This window comes from Pseudarthrobacter woesei (assembly GCF_055412745.1).
This window is the reverse complement of the sequence record NZ_JBVAYU010000007.1, coordinates 56,771-76,808: the sequence shown is the minus strand read 5'-3', so window position 1 is coordinate 76,808 and position 20,038 is coordinate 56,771. Positions and strand designations below refer to the sequence as shown.

The following is a 20,038-nucleotide window of genomic DNA, read 5'->3' as shown; positions in this document are numbered from 1 at the left end:
CCCGGGTCAGGGCTGCTGCGGGAGGGCGGCAACCTGGCGCTTGATCCGGCCCAGCATCGCCGTCATTCCGCGCATCCGCAGCGGGGTGATGGCCCGGGTGAGGCCCAGCAGCTCCGGCATATCGTCCGGGACGGCCAGGATCTCCGCCGCGCTTAGTCCGTCGAGGCCGTCGTGCAGCACACTTGCGAAACCGCGCGTGGTCGGTGCCTCGGGCGGCGCCTTGAAGAAGAGCCGGACACTGTCCGGCGCGCCGCCGTCGTGCTGCTCTGTCTCAATCGTGAGGAACAGCGGCGACTGGCACTCGACCACCTGCTCCATCAGCTCCGGGTGGTCCTTGAGCCGGTCGGGGAGCTCCGGAAGCTCGCGGGAAAATTCAAGCAGCAGCTGGAGCCGTTCGGGTTCCGTTACGGCCTGGAAGTCGTCAACAATTTCCGCCAGTGCGGCGGGGAGGGCAGAAGTATTCATCCCTTCCAGCTTACGCACGCGCGGCCAATGTGTCCCGGTCAGCTCCTGTTTACGCCGGGGCTACCTGGCAACCGGAATTCCGCCGCGTTCGGCGCCCTTGACGATCGGGACGCGGACGGCGTTGCCCCATTCGGTCCAGGACCCGTCGTAGTTGCGGACGGTTTCGAAGCCCAGCAGGAACTTGAGCGCGAACCAGGTGTGGCTGGAACGCTCGCCGATGCGGCAGTACGCCACGACGTCGTCGCCTTCCTTCAACCCAGCCTCGCCGAGGTACAGCGCCTCAAGCTCGGGACGGTTGCGGTAGGTGCCGTCCTCGGCGGCCGCGCGGGCCCACGGGATGGACGCCGCCGTGGGGATGTGGCCGCCGCGCAGGGCGCCTTCCTCCGGGTAGGCGGGCATGTGGGTGCGCTGGCCGGTGTACTCCTCGGCGGAGCGGACGTCGATCAGCGGCTTGCCGAAGTGGGCCAGGACGTCGTCCCTGAAGGCGCGGATCGGGGCGTCGTTGCGCAAGACGACGGGGTACTCGGAGGGCGCGGGGGCGGTCCTGTCGGTGGTGAGGGAGCGGCCTTCGGCAATCCACTTGTCCCGGCCGCCGTCGAGCAGCCGGACGTCCTCGTGGCCGAAGAGCGTGAAGACCCAGAGGGCGTATGCTGCCCACCAGTTGGACTTATCGCCGTAGATGACCACGGTACTGTCGCGGGAGATGCCCTTGGCTGCGGCGAGGGCGGCGAACGCTGCGCCGTCGACGTAGTCGCGGGTGACCTCGTCGTTCAGCTCCGTGTGCCAGTCGATCTTGACCGCCCCGGGAATGTGGCCCGTCTCGTAGAGCAGCACGTCCTCGTCGGATTCCACCACCACCAGTTTGCCGCCGCCGAGGGCACCGGCTTCGATTGCCGCCGCCAGCCACTCGGTGGATACCAACCGCTCGGGGTGGGCGTAGGCGGAGAATTTTTCGTTCTGCTCAACGGGGTAGGGCATTGCGATGGCCTTTCACTGAAGCGGTCAGGAGGCCGGGCCGCGGATCGATCGCGGCTCCGGGTCTGCTACAACACTAGCCACGCCCCGGCGGGATTGTTCAACCGGGTTAACACTCGGAAACATGGCCTTCATCACGTGACGCTCCCCTCCGGACCATGGGACACGGGGAGCGCCCGCATTGCCGGTATTCTGTCTGGGGACAAGAGACCAGCAGAACGGACCACCTTGGTACAGATCGAACAGCTCGCCGCCCGCACGCCGGCAATTTCCGTGGATGAACTCCTCAAGGGTTTTTATCCATCGCCGCGCTTCGGTGAGGTTTCGTTTTCCAGCTACCGGCCGGATCTGTCCCAGCCCAGCCAGGCCGCAGCGGTCCGGGCGCTGGAAGGCTTCGCGGCAGGGGTCGGCGCCCGCGACAGCGACGGCCTCTTCAAACGGCTCTTCGGCAAGAAGGACACCTCTCGCGCCGGGATCTACCTCGACGGCGGCTTCGGCGTCGGCAAGACCCACCTGCTCGCCTCGCTCTGGCATGCAGCCCCGGGGCCCAAGGCCTTCGGCACGTTCGTGGAATACACCAACCTTGTCGGCGCGCTGTCCTTCCGTAAGACGGTCGAGGCCCTGAGCCACTACAGGCTCGTCTGCATCGACGAATTTGAACTCGACGATCCGGGCGACACCGTGCTGATGTCCCGGCTTATGCGCGAACTGGCCGACGCCGGCGTCAAGCTGGCGGCCACCTCCAACACCCTGCCGGGGTCCCTGGGCGACGGGCGTTTCGCCGCCGTCGACTTCGCCCGGGAGATCCAGGTGCTGGCGGACCAGTTCGACGTCGTCCGGATCGACGGCGAGGATTTCCGCCACCGCGGACTGCCGGCGGCGCCGCTGCCGCTGTCCAACGAGGACCTGACGCACCACATGCAGGCCGAATTCCACGGCAAGACGGTGGCGCGCGATGAGTTCAGCACCCTGATCAACCACCTGGCCGGCGTCCACCCGAGCCGCTACCGCCAGCTGCTCGACGGGATCGAGGGTGTGGTCTGGAAAAACGTCCACACCATCACCGAACAGGCCGTGGCGCTGCGCTTCGTGGTGCTCGCTGACCGGCTGTATGACAAGGACGTGCCGATCCTGGCCAGCGGTGTGCCGTTCGACCAGCTGTTCACCGAGGAAATGATGACCGGCGGGTACATGAAGAAGTACTTCCGGGCCGTCTCGAGGCTCACCGCCCTGGCCCGCGAGGGCCAGAACCACGAGCCCTCCTAGCCCCTAAAAGGCAACGCGGGGTCACATAGAGCCCATCCTGAGGCACCGGATGGGCTCTATGTGACCCCGCGTTGTTTGCCTGAGGGGCGTTAAACGCCGGAGGTGCCGGCGCCGCCTCTCGGCGGGACCGGCACCTCGCTGACGTATCTGGGTCAGAGGCCCTGCTGCCGGGGTTCCCCGGCTGCGGGTGGCTCACCGGCGACGGGAGTCTCCTCGGCGACGGGAGCCTCTTTCGGCTGGCCGTTCGCCTTGGCCACGAAGTCGGAAGCGCCCCGCTGAACGGAATCGATCTTGTCGGCGTGCTTTCCGCCAGTCTTCGAGTCGACGAAATCGCCGGCCTTCTCGATGCCGTCCTTGATGGCTTGTTCGTTGCCACCAATAAGTTGCTGAGCCTTGCCCTTTAGATCGTCAAGTAATCCCACGGGCACCTCCCTTCGGTCGCGGAGCCAGATCGCTCCTAGCGCTTTCGATCCTATCCGGCGCAATTGGAGGTGCCAAGGGTGTCCGCCCACAGGGTAATCGGGCACGGCAGGGAGGCCAGGACCAAACGGCACAAAAAAAGCAGCTCCGGGGGAGCTGCCTCAATGGTGGGCGATACTGGGATCGAACCAGTGACCTCTTCCGTGTCAGGGAAGCGCGCTACCGCTGCGCCAATCGCCCGCAACCGGAAGGATCCGGAGTGGAGTTGCAATCAAGAGAGCGGACGACGAGATTCGAACTCGCGACATCCACCTTGGCAAGGTGGTGCTCTACCAGCTGAGCTACGTCCGCATTTAGTCCATGCCGGCTGGGCCGGTGGTACTGGATCAAGCAAGTTGCCTTGCTCTGGTGGGCGATACTGGGATCGAACCAGTGACCTCTTCCGTGTCAGGGAAGCGCGCTACCGCTGCGCCAATCGCCCCTTGCAACCGATCGAAACCGGAAACCAGGGTTTTCACCGAGGTGGGTACGGGATTCGAACCCGTGTGAACGGCTTTGCAGGCCGCTGCCTCGCCTCTCGGCCAACCCACCGTGTAGATAAGATTCCAAAAGAACCTTACCGTGACAGTGTCCTGCGAGCGGACGACGAGATTCGAACTCGCGACATCCACCTTGGCAAGGTGGTGCTCTACCAGCTGAGCTACGTCCGCAGTATGTCAGCAATTCCGCGCCGCAATCGGCATTTCCTCGCGTTCCAACGAGTAAGAACTCTATAGGAGGTTCAGGGAATCTACAAATCGCGACGGCGTCGTCCGCAGCGAAGGCCCGTGCTTCCTTGAATTCTAGGGGGTTTTGCTAATTACAGCCATGTAATTCAAGCGGCCGCTGCGGGCCGCCGGGGTGCCCTCGCGCACGCCGCCGCAGGACGCATTCCTGCTGGCGGGAGCCCGATTTCTGAAATCCGCCGGGGTGGGCTAGCATTCAATGGCATTGGGGCGATTGGCGCAGTGGTAGCGCGCTTCGTTCACACCGAAGAGGTCACTGGTTCGAACCCAGTATCGCCCACCGCAATAGATGGTCCGTTCCGCTCACCGAGTGGGACGGACCATTCTGTTTTGGCGCGCCGTCTGGCCCGCTTGGCCTGGCCCGCGGCCGTGCTTCAACTGTCCGACCCCTGTGAAAGAGTCTTTCCATGACCGCTCCGCTCCTTGCCCACGCCACTGAATACGGCCGGATGTATGCCCGCTCGACGTCCGAGCAGTTCTCCGTCCCCTCCATCACCACCGTTATCGGCCTGCAGCCCCATGGCCTGGACGGCTGGTTCGGGTACATGGGCGCGAACAGCCTCGCCCAGGACCCCACCCTGCCGGGCATTCTTGGCAGCCCCGCGAAGGTGCGCCAGGCCGTAAGCCGCGCCGCCAAGGCCGCCGAAACATACCGGGACGACGCCGCGAAGCGCGGGGACCGGGTCCACAACTACTGCGAGCAGGTGGCCCTTCGCGCCCTCGGCCGCCCGCACGAGATGAAGGAAACCCGCGAGGCCCTGGCCGCCAACGGCGAGGAGGCGTTCGCCGCCCGCTTCGACGAATGGTGGGAGCTGTTCCAGGTGGAGCCGATCGCGCCCGAGATCACGGTCTGGAACAAGACGGTCGGCTACGCGGGCACCCTGGACCTCGTCGCCAAGATCAACGGCCGCATCTGCCTTATCGACTACAAAACCAAGGGCACCAGCCGCGACGGCACCGTCAAGCCACTCGACGATAAAGTTGTGATGCAGCTCGTGGCGGGTATGAAGGCCGAGGAAGCCCTCGTGGACCCGGTGGCCGGCGAGTGGGAGTCCTGGAAATACGGCGAATCCCCCATCCTGCTCGCCGTCGCCGTCGGGAAGACAGAAGTCCGCCCGCTGCGAGCCAACCCGGACGTCCTCAAGCACCACTGGTGGAAGTTCTGCGCGCTGCGGCGGGTCTGGGAGACGTCCGCGGACACCTCGACCGCCGGGGCGGCGCTGCTGCCACTGGCACCGCCGCCCGCCCGCTGAGCCCGCCGAACCTGAAGTGGGCCGGTGCAACTAAACTGGGTTGGATCACGTCGCCGCCCACCGTAAGGACAGATTGCCCATGGCCATTTTGAATATCCGCATCATCGGGGATCCTGTGCTGCGCACAGTTGCCGATCCCGTGACGGAGTTCGGGCCTGAACTGGCGAAGCTTGTTGCCGATATGACTGAGACCATGGAGGACGTCGAGGGCGCAGGCCTGGCCGCACCGCAGGTCGGCGTCAGCCAGCGCGTTTTCACCTACCGCATCGGCGGCGTTGAGGGACACATCATCAACCCCGTGCTGGAAAACAGCGACGACTTCCAGCCGGACGAGGTCGAGGGCTGCCTCTCCATTCCCGGCCTGGGTTTCCCGGTCCGCCGGCGCCGGCACACCCGTGTCACCGGCGTCGATCTGCACGGCAACCCCGTCACCGTGGACGGCGAGGGCATGCTGGCCCGGGCCTTCCAGCACGAGACCGATCACCTCGACGGCATTCTCTTCACCGACCGGCTCGAAGGCGAAGACCGGAAGACCGCCCTGCGGGCCATCAGGAACGCCAACTACGGCTCCATTACCGAGCAGACGGCGGCGAAGCGCGCCAGGACGGTTGGCACCAGCTTTGGGTCGGGAAGCTTTGGCTCCTTCGGTAGCCCCCAGTGAGGGTTCTCTTTGCGGGGACGCCGGCCGTGGCCGTGCCGTCCCTGGACGCTCTCATCGACGCCGGATTCGACGTCGTCGCCGTCCTGACCCGCCCGGATGCGCCCTTGGGACGTAAGCGGGTGCTGACGCCGTCGCCCGTTGCCGCCCGGGCCGCGGAACTGGGCATCAAGACCATCCACGCCTCAAAGGTCGACGCCGCGGTGACTGCGCAGATTGCCGACGCCGCCCCGGACGTCGCCGCGATCGTGGCGTACGGGGGGCTCATTCCCCGGGCGGCCCTGAATCTGCCCCGTCACGGCTGGATCAACCTGCACTTCTCCCTGCTGCCGGCCTGGCGCGGGGCAGCTCCCGTGCAGCGGGCACTTATTGCCGGCGACGACGTCACCGGCGCCGTCACCTTCCTCCTCGAGGAGGGGCTGGACACCGGCCCCGTGTTCGGCACCCTTACCGAAGCGGTCCGCCCCGGCGACTCCGCCGGCGCGCTGCTCCAGCGGCTGTCCCACAGCGGCGCTTTCCTGCTCGCCCAGACGCTGTCCGCCGTCGACGCCGGCAAGGCCGCCGCGGTGCCGCAGCAGGGCGACGTCAGCCTCGCCCCCAAACTCACCCTCGAGGACGGCCGGCTCGACTGGCGCCAGCCGGCCCTCGCGATCGGGCGGCGGGCGCGCGGCGTCACGCCCGAACCCGGTGCGTGGACCACCCTGGACGGGCAGCGGATCAAACTGGAGCCGGTGCTGCTCCGGCCCGGTGCCGCTGCCCTGCAGCCCGGCCAGCTGGCTCTGGACGGCAAAAGCGTGCTGGTGGGAACCGGTTCGCACCCGGTGGAACTCACCCGGATCCAGCCTTCGGGCAAGAAGATGATGACCGCCGCTGATTGGGCGCGCGGACAGGCAACACTTGAAAGCGTGGTATTTGAATGAGCGAGTCCGGGACGAGCGGCCGTGGCAGGGGCCCCCAGCGCGGGGGAGCAGGATCCGGTGGCCGGCGTGGCGCAGGGCAGGGTGGCGGCCAAGACGTTGGCCAGGGCGGCCGGGACGGCAGCCAGCGCGACGCGCAGGGCCGGGAGCGCAACCGGGGCCCGCAGCGCGGCTTCACCGAAAATGCACCCTCACAGCGCACCCGCCGGGCGGATCCTGCCCGGTTGGTGGCCTTCGAGGTACTGCGTGCAGTGTCCTCCGAGGACGCCTACGCTAACCTCGTGCTGCCCACCCGGATCCGGCACCACGGCCTGGACAAACGGGACGCCGGGTTCGCCACGGAACTGAGCTACGGCGCCCTGCGCGGCCAGGGCACCTACGACGCGATCCTGTCCCGGTGCGTGGACCGGCCGCTGGACCAGCTGGATCCGGCCATCCTCGATGCCCTCCGGATCGGCGTCCACCAGTTGGTGGCCATGCGCGTTCCGGCCCACGCCGCCCTGGACCAGACAGTGGGCCTCGCCCGCGCCGTCATCGGCGCCGGGCCCTCGGCGCTCATCAACGCTGTCCTCCGCAAGGTCTCCGCGCACACCCTCGAAGAGTGGCTGGACCTGTTGCTCAGCGACGAGACGGACGAAACCAAAAGAGCCGCCATCCGCTACGCCCACCCGGAATGGATTGTCCGGGCGCTCCGGCAGTCGCTCGTGGCCCACGGCCGTCCGGTCAGCGACATCAATGACCTCCTCGAGGCTGACAATGCCGCACCGGTGGTCAACCTCGTGGCGCTGCCCGGATTGGGCAGCCTTGACGAGGCCCTCGAAGGCGGTGCCACGCCCGGGGAACTCGTGGAAGGCTCGGCGCTCTCCAGCGGCGGAGACCTCGGCCGGCTCGCCTCAGTGCGCGAAGGCACCACCCGGGTGCAGGACGTCGGCTCGCAGCTCGTCGCCCGCGCCCTGGCCGCCGTCGATCTCGGGACTGGCGGCTCCGGCCTGGCCGGGTCTGGTTCTGACGGGACCGGCGCTGACGGGACGGGCGCTGACGGGACGGGCGAACGCTGGCTCGATCTGTGCGCGGGCCCCGGCGGCAAGGCCGCGCTCCTCGGTGCCCTCGCCCGGCAGCAGGGCGCCACGCTGCTCGCCAACGAACCCGCACCGCACCGCGCAAAACTGGTCCGGCAGGCCCTGGCGGCTGTGCCGCACGAGGTCTGGCATGTGCGGACCGGCGACGGCCGCGACGTTGGCACCGAAATGGCGGAGAGCTTTGACCGCGTCCTCGTCGACGCGCCCTGCACCGGCCTCGGTGCCCTGCGCCGCCGCCCCGAATCACGCTGGCGGCGCACGCCGAAGGACCTCACGGACCTTGGCCCGCTGCAGCGCGAGCTGCTCAAGTCCGCGCTGGACGCCGTCAAGCCAGGCGGCGTCGTGGCCTATGTGACCTGCTCGCCACACCCGGCGGAGACAACCGCCGTCGTGAGTGACGTGTTGCGCAAGCGCGACGACTTGGTACTGCTCGACGCCGGCGCGGCGCTGGACAGCGTCAGCCTCACCGGCCACCTCGCGGCCGGGCACGAACTCACCGCCCAGCTCTGGCCGCATGTGCACCGGACGGACGCCATGTTCCTGGCGCTTATCCACAAGAAAGCCTGACCAACACGCAATACTGGGGTACTGGAAGTCCAGGCCTCCAGCACGACATCCCAGCAGGACGACAAGGAACTCCACATGGCCAAGTGCTGTATCAACCCGAGCATTCTCTCCGCCGACTTCGCCAATCTCGAAGCCGAACTGCGAAGGATCAGTACCGCGGATGCGGTGCACGTGGACGTCATGGATAACCACTTCGTGCCCAACCTTTCCCTCGGGTTGCCGGTCGTTTCGCGCCTGCAGGAGATCAGCCCGGTGCCGCTGGACGCGCACCTCATGATCGAGCACGCGGACCGCTGGGCCCCGGCCTACGCCGACGCGGGCGTCGCCTCGGTGACCTTCCACGCCGAGGCATCGATCGCACCGATCAAGCTGGCGCGCGAGTTGCGGGCGCGCGGGGCCAAGGCAGGCCTGGCGCTCCGGCCGGGCACCGCTGTAGAGCCGTTCCTGGACATGCTGGGCGAACTGGACCTGCTGCTGATCATGACGGTGGAGCCGGGCTTCGGCGGCCAGGAATTCCTCGACCTCACGCTGCCCAAGATCCGCCGGGCCCGGGCGGCGATCGACGCGTCGGGCCTTGATGTGGCACTGCAGGTCGACGGCGGCATCACCGGGGAAACGATCATGCGGGCCGCCGACGCCGGCGCCAACGTCTTCGTGGCCGGCTCCGCCGTCTACGGTGCCGCGGATCCGGCCCAGGCCATTGAGCGGCTCCGTGAGGCCGGCCGCCGCTAGCCGGGTCCGGCCGCCGAGCAGCACTACCCGCGCACCGCACAGGGCTGAGGCACGTTGGCGACGCGGGCGTTTGCTGGTGACGCCCAGGTTTTCGCTCGACGCCGGGATTCGCGCGTCCTCCGGTATTTGGCGCGTCGCGGGCTCGTTGAGGTGTCGTGGATCTGTCCGGCCGCCGGGCAGCACTACTCGCGCCGCGCACTGGGCTGAGGCACGTTGGCGACGCGGGCGTTTGCTGGTGACGCGCAGGTTTCCGCTCGACGCCGGGATTCGCGCGTCCTCCGGTATTTGGCGCGTCGCGGCCTCGTTGAGGTGTCGTGGATCTGTCCGACGCCGCCACTCGCGCGTCCCGCCCGACGCTGCCACTCGCCTCGCGCGCCGAGGCACGGGCGCCCGCCCGGCCGGGGGCCGGTAGCGCATCCCAGATGACGCACTCCGTAACGCCTCCCGCAGGGAATAGCCGCAGCTACCCGGCAGTTGTGTCAGAATAACAACACACATACGTGCTCCGGGGTCGGTGTAAGTCCGAACCGGCGGTTATAGTCCGCGACCCGCGCGCCGGCGCTTTCCCTCGGGAAGGATGCAGGCAGACGGTTGAACCGGTGGAACTCCGGTACCGACAGTTAAAGTCTGGATGAGAGAAGCACGTACAGCTGTTACTGCGGCGCCCACCCGGCGGCGCGGAATTGCGCTGTCGTATACCCCCGGAGCCATCGCGGCTTTTGAGGGAAGGAACGACACACACATGGACTCCCTGCGATGGCTCATTAACGGTACTGCGGTCGGTGGAGGCCCGGTGGCAGGTCAATGAGCGTTCAGCAACCCACCCGTCAGCCGGCGAAGGCCGGCGTGTCCCTGCCCTCTGCAGACTTCAGCGCCGACGAGGTGACCGCCATGGGCGCGGCCCTCGCGGCGGCCGTCCAGGGGCCGCGGGGCGCAAACCCGCTGGTCGGCGCCGTCGTCATCGCCGCCGACGGCACCCGGCTGGTCACCGGCTACCACCGCGGCGCCGGAACGGCCCATGCCGAGGCCGATGCGATCGCCCAGGCGAAAGCCGCCGGCCTGGACCTCACCGGCACCACCATGATGGTCACGCTCGAGCCCTGCAACCACCGCGGACGCACGGGTCCGTGCGCCCAGGGGATCATCGACGCCGGAATTGCCGACGTCGTTTACGCGGTTGACGATCCGCACGACCCGGCGGCAGGCGGTGCCGCCACGCTGCGGGCCGCGGGCATCCGTGTCCGTTCCGGGCTCGGTGCTGTTGAAGCGCTGGAGATGAACCGGCGCTGGTTCGACGCTGTCACGGCCAAGCGCCCCTTCGTCACCCTGCACATCGCGCAGACCCTGGACAGCCGGATCGCAGCCAGCGACGGCACCAGCCAATGGATCTCCAGCCCGGAATCCCTCGCCGACAACCATGCCCTCCGCGGCCGGATCGATGCCATTCTGGTCGGAACCCAGACTGTGCTGGTCGACAACCCGCGGCTCACCGCCCGGAACGCCGACGGCGAGCCGGCCGGCAAGCAGCCGTTGCGCGCCGTGATGGGCTACCGCGGGATTCCGGCCGGTGCCGCGATCCACGGCGACGACGGCAACGTGCTCCACCTGCCGACCCGTGACCCCCGCGAGGCCCTTGACCAGTTGTTTGCCGCCGGTGCGCGGCACCTCATGGTTGAAGGCGGCTCCCGGATCCTGAGCGCTTTCCTCGCCGCCGGGCTGGTGGACGAACTCATTGTCTATCTCGCCCCGACGCTCCTGGGTTCCGGGACCCCGGCCCTTGAGGACCTCGGCATCACCACCCTGGCCGACGCCCAGCACTGGGAATGGGACCCCGCGTCCGGCGGAGCCGTCCAGCAACTCGGCCGCGACCTGCGCCTGCACCTTCGGCCCTCGCGGTCAATAGGTTCGCCGCCAGCCGGCGCAGCCAAGGCCACCAACACTTCATCCGATTCAACCCCGCACCGCGCTGGCGCGGTCACCGCCGCAGGAGGCAACTGATGTTCACCGGAATAATCGCCGAGCAGGGGAAGGTGTTGTCCGTTGAGCGCAACGGCGACATCAGCGCCACCGTGCGGCTCTCCGCGCCCGGAACCACCGAAGGGCTGGCGCCGGGCGGCTCCATCGCCGTCAACGGTGTCTGCCTCACGGCCACGGAGATCGACGGCAAGGACTTCAGCGTCGACGTCATGGGCGAGACCCTGATCCGCAGCACCATCGGTGAACTCGCCGTAGGCGACCCAGTCAATCTGGAGCGCTGTGTTCCGGCCGGCGGCCGGCTCGACGGGCATGTTGTCCAGGGCCACGTCGACGGCGTCGGCCGGCTGCTGGAGCGCGAGGCGCTCGGCAACTGGGACCGGCTGCGCTTCGGCGTTCCGGCCGGGCTGGCCCGCTACATTGCCGAGAAGGGCTCCATTGCCGTCGACGGCGTTTCCCTCACCGTCACGGCGGTGAGCCAGGCAGAGGAGCCGGCGCCGTGGTTTGAGGTTGGACTGATCCCCACCACGCTCGCCGACACGGGACTGGGCGCGAAATCGACCGGGCGCCAGGTAAATATCGAAGTCGATGTGCTGGCGAAGTACACTGAGCGACTGCTCGCATTTTCGGGAGCGGCCGGGGGAGCAGCATACGCGAAGGGGGCGACAGCGTGAACAACGTCAAGGACCTGTCCGCCCGGCAGCATATCCTCACCGAGAGACACGCCGCCGACGCCGCCCTGCCCGCCGAGCTCGCCGCGCCGGTCATCCCGCCGGAAGGCCTGGATCCGATCGAAGACGCCATCCGCGCCATCGCCGCAGGACGCCCCGTCCTGGTGGTCGACAACGAGGACCGCGAAAACGAAGGCGACATCATTTTCGCTGCGCAGCACGCCACCCCTGCCCTGATGGGCTGGACCGTGCGCTACAGCTCCGGCGTGATCTGCGTGCCGCTGGACTCCGGCCGCGCCGACGCCCTGGCGCTGCCGCCGATGGTGGAATTCAATGAAGATGCCAAGGGCACCGCGTACACGGTGTCCTGCGACGCCGCGGTGGGCGTGAGCACCGGAATCTCCGCCACGGACCGGGCCCTGACAGCCCGGATCCTGGCCGATCCGGGAAGTGAACCGGCGGCCTTGACGCGTCCCGGGCATGTTTTTCCCCTTCGTGCCGTTAAAGGGGGAGTGCGGGAACGTCCCGGCCACACCGAAGCGGCCCTGGAACTTTGCCAGCTGGCCGGACTCGAGCCCGTGGGCGTGATCGCAGAGCTGGTGTATGACAACGGAGAAATGATGCGGCTGGACGGACTTCGCGGCTTCGCCCTCGAGCATGGCTGCCCCCTGATCTCGATCGCGGATCTGGTGGCCTACCTCGAGGCTGGGCAGCCCGCCGGCCCCGCAGCGGATCCCCTGTGATGGAGGAGAAACGATGACCACATCTGAAGCCCGGGAAGACCTGACGGACCGCCGGCCACATCCGGTCAGCGCTGGACCCATCGTCCAGCTGCCCACGGCCTTCGGCGACTTCGTGGCGCAGGCCTGGACCGATCTCGCCACCGGGGCCGAGCATCTGGCGGTCAGTTCGCCGCTGTCTCCGGTCGACGGCATGGCGCCGCTGGTCCGCCTGCATTCGGAATGCCTCACCGGGGACGTGTTCGGCTCCTACCGCTGCGACTGCGGTGAACAGCTGGCCTATGCCCTCGAGCTGATCAACGAGTTCGGTGGCACCCTGCTGTACCTGCGCGGCCAGGAAGGCCGGGGAATCGGCCTGGCAAACAAGATGAAGGCCTACGCCCTGCAGGAGGCGGGCTTCGACACCGTGGAGGCCAATGAGCAGCTGGGCCTTCCGGTGGACGCGCGCTGCTACAACGCCGCAGCCCAGATCCTCGCCGAGATGGGCCTCCACGAGGTCCGCCTGCTGAGCAACAACCCGGACAAGCAGGACCGGCTGGCCCAGGCCGGTGTCCGCGTTGTGGAGATGGTGCCCACCGAAGTCCCGTCCCGCGAGCAGAATATCCGCTACCTGCAGACCAAGAAGGACCGGATGGATCACCGTCTGGTCCTCGACATGCAGCCGGCCGCGCCGGTTCCGGGCCCGCGCGGTTTCGAACACGAACAAGACTGACCCCACCACCAGATCAGACGCTGCAGGAACATCAGCAGCCGCAGACTTTACAGAACAAGGATTCCCAGATGAGCGGACACGGCGCCCCCCAAATTGACCTCAGCACCTTCAAGCCGGAGGAAACCTCCCGGCTGAAGCTGGCCATCGTGGCCGCCAGCTGGCACACCCAGATCATGGACGGGCTGCTGGACGGCGCCCTCCGCGCCGCGAACGACGCCGGCATCAGCGAGCCGACCGTGCTGCGCGTTCCGGGCACCTTCGAGCTTCCTGTCGCCGCCGCCCGGCTGGCACCGCACTTTGACGCCGTCGTGGCGCTCGGCGTGGTGATCCGCGGCGGAACCCCGCACTTCGAGTACGTCTGTGAGGCTGCCACCCTGGGCCTGACCGAGGTCTCGGTGCGCACCGGCGTCCCGGTCGGGTTCGGCGTGCTGACGTGTGACACCGAGCAGCAGGGCATCGACCGGGCCGGACTGCCGGGGTCCAAGGAAGACAAGGGCCACGAGGCCGTGACCGCCGCCCTGGCCACCGCGGTGACGCTCCAGCAGTTCAGCTAGCTCTACGTGGTCCGGCTGTGCCGCGGAATCGGCAGGGCCGAACGCGTTGAACTGTGGAATCGCTCACATCCCCGCCGTCATGGAACGGCCCGGCAGGCGACCTCCGCCTGCGAGCAAGTAGGCTGGAGGGTGTGAAGAATTTCGAATCGCTGTTCGCAGAACTGAGTGAGAAGGCAGCCGTCCGGCCGGAGGGCTCCCGCACCGTCGCCGAACTGGATTCCGGAGTCCACGGCATCGGCAAGAAAGTCGTGGAGGAAGCAGCGGAGGTCTGGATGGCTGCCGAGTACGAATCCGATGAAGCCGCCGCCGAAGAAATCTCGCAGCTGCTCTATCACCTGCAGGTTCTGATGCTCGCCAAAGGACTCAGCCTGGAAGACGTCTACAAGCATCTCTAGCCACGTCCGCGCCGGAACCCGCCAGGCCCTGATCTGCGAATCCGGTGTATTGCGTGGCCCGCTTTGCCTGAACTGGCTATTCCCGAACGGACTGTTCCTGACCGGACTTCGTCCCGACCCAGAAAGACTTCCCCAATGCTGAGAGTTGCCGTCCCGAACAAGGGATCCCTGTCCGAAGCCGCCTCCGCCATGCTCGCCGAAGCCGGCTACCGCCAGCGCCGCGACACGCGTGAGCTGGTCATGGTGGACCCGGACAACGACATTGAATTCTTCTTCCTCCGCCCCCGCGACATCGCCGTCTACGTCGGCCAGGGAACGCTCGACGTCGGCATCACCGGCCGCGACCTGCTCCTCGACGCCGAGGTTGAAGCCGAAGAACTTCTCCCGCTGGGCTTCGCCGCCTCCACCTTCCGCTTCGCCGGCCCGGTGGGCGACTTTGCCACGGTGGAACAGCTCGACGGCAAACGCCTCGCCACCAGCTACGACGGACTGCTCCGCGGCTACCTGGCCGAACGCGGCATCAAGGCCAAGGTGGTCCGCCTCGACGGCGCCGTCGAATCCTCCGTGCGCCTCGGCGTCGCGGACGCGATCGCCGACGTCGTCGAGACCGGTAACACGCTCAAGGCTGCCGGCATGGAGATCTTCGGCCAGCCCATCCTGAACTCCGAAGCCGTCCTGATCGGCCGCAAGGGCGAGCAGAACCCGGCCGCGGAGGTCCTGATCCGCCGCCTCCAGGGCGTCCTCGTGGCCCGGCAGTACGTGCTGATGGACTACGACATCCGCAAGGAACTCGTGGACGATGCCGCCGCGCTGACGCCGGGCCTGGAATCGCCTACGGTTTCGCCGCTGCGCGATTCGGACTGGGTCGCCGTCCGCTCGATGGTGCCGAAGAAGCAGACCAACCGGATCATGGACGAGCTGTACGACCTGGGCGCCCGTGCCATCCTGGTCAGCACCATCCACGCCTGCCGCATCTGATCGCGCCGCGTCCGTGCTTGAAGAGTCCGTGAAGGAATTTTCCGTGAACGAATCCCAGGAGGAGTCATGGCTGTAGCCGTCCGCGTCATCCCGTGCCTGGACGTCGACGCCGGCCGCGTGGTCAAGGGCATCAACTTCGAAGGGCTCCGCGACGCCGGGGATCCGGTGGAGCTGGCGCACCGCTACGACAACGGCGGCGCCGACGAGCTGACCTTCCTGGACGTCACAGCGTCCTCGGGCAACCGGGAGACCACGTTCGGCGTCGTCCGCCGCACCGCCGAGGAGGTCTTCATCCCGCTGACCGTGGGCGGTGGCGTCCGCGGCGTGGCCGAGGTGGACAAACTCCTTCGCTGCGGCGCGGACAAGGCGGCCATCAACACCGCCGCCGTCGCCCGCCCCGATGTGATCGACGAGATCACCCGGCACTTCGGCTCCCAGGTCCTCGTGCTGTCCCTCGATGCCCGGCGCACCCGTCCGGGCTCGCGGCCCACGGCCTCGGGCTTTGAGGTCACCACCCACGGGGGGCGCCAAGGCACCGGAATCGATGCCATCGCCTGGGCCCGTGAAGCGGCCGACCGCGGGGTGGGTGAAATCCTGCTTAACTCGATCGACGCCGACGGCACCAAGGACGGCTTCGACCTGGAGCTGATCCGGCTCGCGCGGGCCGGAGTCAAGGTCCCGCTCATCGCCTCCGGCGGCGCCGGCAAACCAAGCCACTTCCCGCCGGCCGTCGCGGCAGGCGCGGATGCGGTCCTCGCCGCGTCGGTCTTCCACTTCGGCCCGCTCGACATGATCGCCCAGGTCAAGGCCGCGATCCGCGAAGCAGGCTTCGAAGTCCGCTAGCCCCGCCACCGCTTAAACCAACGCGGGGTCACATACCGCCCGTCCCGGAGGGGATTATGGGCGGTAAGTGACCCCGCGTTGCTGTGTTCTGGGGAGGGTGGTGCGGGGCCTTAGAGCCCGACCTCGGCGGACTGCAGGAGCGCGACGGCGTCCGGCTGGCCTTCGAAGGTCACGAGGGCGTGGCGGGTGCGGCCGTGGGCGTGCATCAGCAATTCGCCCGGCTCGCCCACAATGGCCACGGACACGGGAGCACGCTTGGCCACATGGCGGGGCCCCGAGGGACGCACGAGCACGATTCCCAGGTCCACGCCGCGGTACAGGATGGCGGCCCGCTTGACCAGTTCGTCCCACAGCGCGTCCGAGTACTCCGCGTCCAGGGCACGGGGTGCCCAGCGGTCCACGGCGCGGCGGACGTCCTCGGTGTGCACAAAGTACTCGATCAGGTTGGCACTTTCGTCCAGGGCCTTGATCTTCATCGGCGAAAACGCAGAGGGGCCGGCGCGGAAGGAGTTGACCAGCTTGTTGTAGTCTTCCGGCGTCGTGAGCTTCGCTGCCAGTTCGGCCGTGGCCTGGTCGGACGCCTTGGCGAGGCGCTTGATCAGCAGTCCCAGTCCGACGGCGGCTTTCCGCTCGCGAAGGTACAGGTGGGCGGCAAGGTCCCTGGTGCGCCAGCCCTTGCAGAGCGTGGGGGAGTCAGGGCCGGCCGCAAGCAGGGTTTCGGCCAGGACTTCTCGAGACGGATCGACGAAATGCATCACTTGTGAAACTAGCACGAGACGGCGGCGCGTGTGCACTTGAACCGCCGTCGCTTTGGCCGTTCTTCGGCAGCTTGCCGAGTAGCGCGCGCCGACGGTGAGCCGCGGCTGAGCCGGGGTAGGCGCCGCCGCCGGGGGACCTGGCCCCGCCCCGAGGCACTAGACTTGGGCTGATGACTGAGCAGCCCGCCCCCGCCCCGGTGAATGAGAACACTGCCAATGGAACCGCGCCCGGTCCGGCCGCGCCCGGGAGCCGCCTCCCGGCCGGTCTCGCGGGAGCCCTCAAGCGTGACAGCGCCGGCCTGGTGGCCGTGATCGTCCAGCAGCACGACACCAACGAAGTGCTCATGCTCGGCTGGATGGACGACGAGGCACTGCACCGCACCATGACCAGCGGCCGCGTGACCTTCTACTCCCGCTCCCGCCAGGAATATTGGCGCAAGGGAGACACCTCCGGCCACATACAGTGGGTCAAGTCCCTCGCGATGGACTGCGACGGCGATGCGCTGCTGGTCCGCGTCGACCAGATCGGCGCCGCGTGCCACACCGGGACCCGGACGTGCTTCGACGGCCGCGGGCTCGACGTCGTCACCGGCCACACCGGCTGAGCGGCACCAGCACGCCCCGCCCGGCGGCGCCGCACCGGGGTAGGCCCCAATCGCACCCAAAAAGCTCAGAACCATCGAAAGAACAGGCGGAAACCACAGCCATGCAGGACCTAGGAATCATCAGCCCGGGCCTGGCGGAGTTCCGTGAACTCGCAGGCCACAGCCGTGTCATCCCCGTCCGGCTGAAGGTGCTGGCTGACGCCGAAACACCCATCGGCCTGTATCGCAAGCTGGCCCAGGGCCAGCCGGGCACTTTCCTGATGGAATCCGCGGCCGTCGGCGGCTCCTGGTCCCGCTACTCCTTCATCGGCGCCCGCTCCCGGGCCACGCTGACCACCAAGGACGGCCAGGCGCACTGGCTCGGCGAACCGCCGGTCGGGGTTCCGCTGGGCGGCAACCCGGTCGACGCCGTCCGTGACACCGTTGAGGCCCTCCGCACGGACCGTTTCGAGGGCCTGCCGCCGTTCACCTCCGGCCTGGTCGGCTTCCTCGGCTGGGAGACCGTCCGCCACTGGGAAAAACTCACCAGCCCGCCGGAAGACGATCTCGAACTGCCCGAGATGGCGCTGAACCTCGTCACCGACATGGCCGTGCACGACAATATGGACGGCACCGTGCTGTTGATCGCCAACGCCATCAACTTCGACAACAGTTCCGAACGCGTCGACGACGCCTGGCACGACGCCGTCGCCCGGGTCAAGGCACTGCTGGCAAAGGTCAGCACGCCCGTGGAACAGCCCGTCTCCGTGCTGGACACTGCAGCGCTGGACTTCGCCTCAAGCGTGCAGGAACGCTGGGACGAGACGGACTATCTGGCAGCCCTGGACCGCGGCAAGGAGGCGATAGTCGACGGCGAGGTCTTCCAGGTGGTCATCTCGCGCCGCTTCGAGATGGACTGCGGCGCCGATCCGCTGGACGTCTACCGGGTGCTTCGGAACACGAACCCCAGCCCGTACATGTACATCTTCAGCCTTGAGGACGCCGCCGGCCGGCAGTACTCGATCGTCGGCTCCTCCCCGGAAGCGCTGGTCACCGTGACGGGCGAGGAAGTCATCACCCACCCCATCGCCGGCTCCCGGCCTCGCGGCAAGACCGTCGAGGCGGACAAGGCCCTGGCCGAGGAACTCCTCGCGGATGAGAAGGAACGCGCCGAGCACCTCATGCTGGTGGACCTCTCGCGCAACGATCTCTCCAAGGTCTGCGTGGCCGGCACCGTCGACGTCACGCAGTTCATGGAGGTGGAGCGCTTCAGCCACATCATGCACCTCGTCTCCACCGTGGTCGGCAAGCTCGCCCCCGCCGCCAAGGCCTACGACGTACTCAAGGCCACCTTCCCCGCCGGAACGCTCTCGGGCGCCCCCAAGCCGCGGGCGCTGCGCCTGCTCGATGAACTGGAACCACACCGCCGCGGGATCTACGGCGGAGTTGTGGGCTACCTCGACTTCGCCGGGGACATGGACATGGCCATCGCCATCCGCTCGGCACTGCTGCGGGAAGGCCGCGCTTATGTGCAGGCCGGCGGCGGGATTGTGGCCGACTCGGTCAATGCCACCGAGGCGATGGAGACCGTCAACAAGGCGGCGGCCCCGATGCGCGCCGTTCACACGGCCCGGTCACTGCGCAACATCACGGCCGATTCCATTCCCGACGCCGGGATGCAGTCATGAGCGGCACCACGGTCAGAAGCACCAGCCCCGCCGTTCCGCGCTGGGCCCGGAAATCCACCCTGGTCCTGGTCATCGCCGCCCTGGCGCTGGCCGTCTTTGGCGCCACCACCCAGACCTGGCTCACGGTCCACCTTGACCCCACCCAACTGGGCCAGGCCGTCAACAGCCAGGACGGCCTGCAGGTCCAGGGCAGCAAGGCCGCCACCACGGTAACTGCCCTCGCTCTCGTCGCCCTCGCCGGCGGGCTCGCAGCCTCGATCGCCGGCCGGATCGCGCGCTGGATCATCACCGCGATCATCCTGCTGGCCGCCGCCGGGATCGTCGGCGCCGCCGCGATCGTGCTGGGAGACCCGCAGGCCGCAGCCCAGGGATCCATTGCCGCGGCCACCGGGATTACCGGCAGCAACGTCCAGGTCGGCGTCACCGTGTTCCCGGCACTCGCCGTCGTGGCCGGCTCCCTGCTGGGGCTCAGCGCGCTGGCGATCGTCCCGGCGGGACGCTACTGGAGGACCCGGACGAAATATGACACCGCGGCGGACGGCACCGCAGCGTCACCGGCCGGGCAGCCGGATGAGATTGACAGCTGGGACCGTCTGTCACGCGGTGACGATCCCACCTGAGCCGATGCCGCGGGCGCGGCCAGTAACCCGGTCAGTAACCCGGCCAGTAACGCGGCCAGTAACCCGGCCAAAAAATGGCAGAATGTAAGCAGTATTCATCCTGAGGAGATTCCAATGAGCAAAGCCACTGTTTCCGCACCTAACCCCACGGCCGGAACGGGCGTCTACGACGGCGTCGACCACAGCGAACCGAGCGGCCACGGCAACAGCCCCGCCGCCTGGACCACCGTTCTGGTCATGCTTGTCGGCGCACTCATCATGTCGATCGCCTACGTCATCGCCAACACTCCGGTCTTCATCGCGGGCGGCGCTGTCATGGTGATCGGACTGCTGGTCGGTTTCGCCATGCGCAAGGCCGGCTACGGCGTCGGCGGCAGCAAGCTGAAGAACTCCGGCCACTAAGG

22 protein-coding genes, 6 tRNA genes and 1 riboswitch are annotated in these 20,038 nt (G+C 67.9%); of the genes, 19 read left to right on the top strand and 9 right to left on the bottom strand.

Annotation, left to right across the window (positions count from 1 at the left end):
- Positions 1–6: 6 nt before the first annotated feature.
- Positions 7–465: a SufE family protein gene (locus tag ACZYZE_RS11720; protein WP_459317234.1), complete on the bottom strand. Its 459-nt coding sequence runs from the start codon at positions 463–465 to the stop codon at positions 7–9.
- A gap of 60 nt (positions 466–525) precedes the next feature.
- Positions 526–1,443 carry a sulfurtransferase gene (locus ACZYZE_RS11715; protein WP_459317235.1) on the bottom strand — a complete coding sequence of 306 codons (918 nt, stop codon included), beginning with the start codon at positions 1,441–1,443 and terminating at the stop codon, positions 526–528.
- Positions 1,444–1,668: 225 nt separating this feature from the next.
- Between ACZYZE_RS11715 and zapE the strand changes: the two genes are divergently transcribed.
- Positions 1,669–2,706 (top strand): cell division protein ZapE, encoded by a 1,038-nt coding sequence (gene zapE / locus ACZYZE_RS11710; RefSeq protein ID WP_459317236.1) that lies wholly within the window; start codon positions 1,669–1,671, stop codon positions 2,704–2,706.
- A gap of 152 nt (positions 2,707–2,858) precedes the next feature.
- Here the strand turns inward: zapE and ACZYZE_RS11705 are convergent, their stop codons facing one another.
- The 6 genes from ACZYZE_RS11705 to ACZYZE_RS11680 form a co-directional block, all read right to left on the bottom strand.
- Positions 2,859–3,128, bottom strand: a complete 270-nt coding sequence (locus ACZYZE_RS11705; RefSeq protein ID WP_459317237.1) for an antitoxin — start codon at positions 3,126–3,128, stop codon at positions 2,859–2,861.
- 163 nt (positions 3,129–3,291) lie between these two features.
- Positions 3,292–3,366, bottom strand: a tRNA-Val gene (locus ACZYZE_RS11700).
- A gap of 38 nt (positions 3,367–3,404) precedes the next feature.
- Positions 3,405–3,477, bottom strand: a tRNA-Gly gene (locus tag ACZYZE_RS11695).
- Positions 3,478–3,532: 55 nt separating this feature from the next.
- Positions 3,533–3,607: transfer RNA gene (locus ACZYZE_RS11690), tRNA-Val, on the bottom strand.
- A 39-nt stretch (positions 3,608–3,646) separates the two neighbouring features.
- Positions 3,647–3,717 (bottom strand) — tRNA-Cys (locus ACZYZE_RS11685).
- Between the two features lie 46 nt (positions 3,718–3,763).
- Positions 3,764–3,836 (bottom strand) — tRNA-Gly (locus ACZYZE_RS11680).
- A 283-nt stretch (positions 3,837–4,119) separates the two neighbouring features.
- Between ACZYZE_RS11680 and ACZYZE_RS11675 the strand changes: the two genes are divergently transcribed.
- The 14 genes from ACZYZE_RS11675 to hisF all read left to right on the top strand — a co-directional run bounded on the left by ACZYZE_RS11675 (position 4,120) and on the right by hisF (position 15,984).
- Positions 4,120–4,191: transfer RNA gene (locus tag ACZYZE_RS11675), tRNA-Val, on the top strand.
- A gap of 127 nt (positions 4,192–4,318) precedes the next feature.
- Positions 4,319–5,164: a cytochrome gene (locus ACZYZE_RS11670; RefSeq protein ID WP_459317238.1), complete on the top strand. Its 846-nt coding sequence runs from the start codon at positions 4,319–4,321 to the stop codon at positions 5,162–5,164.
- 79 nt (positions 5,165–5,243) lie between these two features.
- Positions 5,244–5,825 (top strand): peptide deformylase, encoded by a 582-nt coding sequence (gene def / locus ACZYZE_RS11665; protein WP_459317239.1) that lies wholly within the window; start codon positions 5,244–5,246, stop codon positions 5,823–5,825.
- Positions 5,822–6,742 (top strand): methionyl-tRNA formyltransferase, encoded by a 921-nt coding sequence (fmt, locus tag ACZYZE_RS11660; RefSeq protein ID WP_459317240.1) that lies wholly within the window; start codon positions 5,822–5,824, stop codon positions 6,740–6,742. The genes def and fmt overlap by 4 nt, the downstream gene beginning before the upstream one ends.
- Positions 6,739–8,385 (top strand): RsmB/NOP family class I SAM-dependent RNA methyltransferase, encoded by a 1,647-nt coding sequence (locus ACZYZE_RS11655; protein WP_459317241.1) that lies wholly within the window; start codon positions 6,739–6,741, stop codon positions 8,383–8,385. The genes fmt and ACZYZE_RS11655 overlap by 4 nt, the downstream gene beginning before the upstream one ends.
- A gap of 75 nt (positions 8,386–8,460) precedes the next feature.
- Entirely contained in the window at positions 8,461–9,117 is a 657-nt protein-coding gene (gene rpe, locus ACZYZE_RS11650; RefSeq protein WP_459317242.1) for a ribulose-phosphate 3-epimerase, read from the top strand.
- Between the two features lie 496 nt (positions 9,118–9,613).
- Positions 9,614–9,765: riboswitch (FMN riboswitch) on the top strand.
- 156 nt (positions 9,766–9,921) lie between these two features.
- Entirely contained in the window at positions 9,922–11,115 is a 1,194-nt protein-coding gene (gene ribD, locus ACZYZE_RS11645) for a bifunctional diaminohydroxyphosphoribosylaminopyrimidine deaminase/5-amino-6-(5-phosphoribosylamino)uracil reductase RibD (RefSeq protein WP_463907828.1), read from the top strand.
- Positions 11,115–11,765 carry a riboflavin synthase gene (locus tag ACZYZE_RS11640; RefSeq protein WP_459317244.1) on the top strand — a complete coding sequence of 217 codons (651 nt, stop codon included), beginning with the start codon at positions 11,115–11,117 and terminating at the stop codon, positions 11,763–11,765. Before ribD ends, ACZYZE_RS11640 begins: the two co-directional genes overlap by 1 nt.
- A gap of 65 nt (positions 11,766–11,830) precedes the next feature.
- A complete protein-coding gene (ribB, locus tag ACZYZE_RS11635) occupies positions 11,831–12,505 on the top strand; it encodes a 3,4-dihydroxy-2-butanone-4-phosphate synthase (protein ID WP_463907966.1) in 675 nt (224 codons plus the stop codon).
- 13 nt (positions 12,506–12,518) lie between these two features.
- Positions 12,519–13,214, top strand: coding sequence for a GTP cyclohydrolase II (gene ribA, locus ACZYZE_RS11630; protein WP_459317245.1), 696 nt, complete (start codon positions 12,519–12,521; stop codon positions 13,212–13,214).
- A gap of 68 nt (positions 13,215–13,282) precedes the next feature.
- Positions 13,283–13,768: a 6,7-dimethyl-8-ribityllumazine synthase gene (ribH, locus tag ACZYZE_RS11625; protein WP_459317246.1), complete on the top strand. Its 486-nt coding sequence runs from the start codon at positions 13,283–13,285 to the stop codon at positions 13,766–13,768.
- Between the two features lie 131 nt (positions 13,769–13,899).
- Complete coding sequence (locus ACZYZE_RS11620) at positions 13,900–14,163, top strand: phosphoribosyl-ATP diphosphatase (RefSeq protein ID WP_024367461.1); 264 nt, start codon at positions 13,900–13,902, stop codon at positions 14,161–14,163.
- A gap of 135 nt (positions 14,164–14,298) precedes the next feature.
- Positions 14,299–15,141, top strand: a complete 843-nt coding sequence (hisG, locus tag ACZYZE_RS11615; RefSeq protein WP_459317247.1) for an ATP phosphoribosyltransferase — start codon at positions 14,299–14,301, stop codon at positions 15,139–15,141.
- Between the two features lie 66 nt (positions 15,142–15,207).
- Positions 15,208–15,984, top strand: coding sequence for an imidazole glycerol phosphate synthase subunit HisF (gene hisF, locus ACZYZE_RS11610; RefSeq protein WP_463907825.1), 777 nt, complete (start codon positions 15,208–15,210; stop codon positions 15,982–15,984).
- 110 nt (positions 15,985–16,094) lie between these two features.
- On the opposite strand, the gene ACZYZE_RS11605 is transcribed toward hisF, so the two are convergent.
- Positions 16,095–16,739 (bottom strand): TIGR03085 family metal-binding protein, encoded by a 645-nt coding sequence (locus ACZYZE_RS11605; protein ID WP_459317299.1) that lies wholly within the window; start codon positions 16,737–16,739, stop codon positions 16,095–16,097.
- Between the two features lie 173 nt (positions 16,740–16,912).
- Here ACZYZE_RS11605 and hisI point away from each other — a divergent pair, with 173 nt between their 5' ends.
- The 4 genes from hisI (at position 16,913) to ACZYZE_RS11585 (ending at position 20,036) form a co-directional block, all read left to right on the top strand.
- Positions 16,913–17,347, top strand: a complete 435-nt coding sequence (hisI, locus tag ACZYZE_RS11600) for a phosphoribosyl-AMP cyclohydrolase (RefSeq protein WP_459317249.1) — start codon at positions 16,913–16,915, stop codon at positions 17,345–17,347.
- Between the two features lie 101 nt (positions 17,348–17,448).
- Complete coding sequence (locus ACZYZE_RS11595; RefSeq protein WP_459317250.1) at positions 17,449–19,014, top strand: anthranilate synthase component I; 1,566 nt, start codon at positions 17,449–17,451, stop codon at positions 19,012–19,014.
- A complete protein-coding gene (locus ACZYZE_RS11590; protein WP_459317251.1) occupies positions 19,011–19,634 on the top strand; it encodes a Trp biosynthesis-associated membrane protein in 624 nt (207 codons plus the stop codon). Before ACZYZE_RS11595 ends, ACZYZE_RS11590 begins: the two co-directional genes overlap by 4 nt.
- 114 nt (positions 19,635–19,748) lie before the next feature.
- The gene (locus ACZYZE_RS11585; RefSeq protein ID WP_459317252.1) at positions 19,749–20,036 is read left to right on the top strand and encodes an HGxxPAAW family protein; all 288 of its coding nucleotides are present in this window, start codon (positions 19,749–19,751) and stop codon (positions 20,034–20,036) included.
- Positions 20,037–20,038 lie beyond the last annotated feature (2 nt).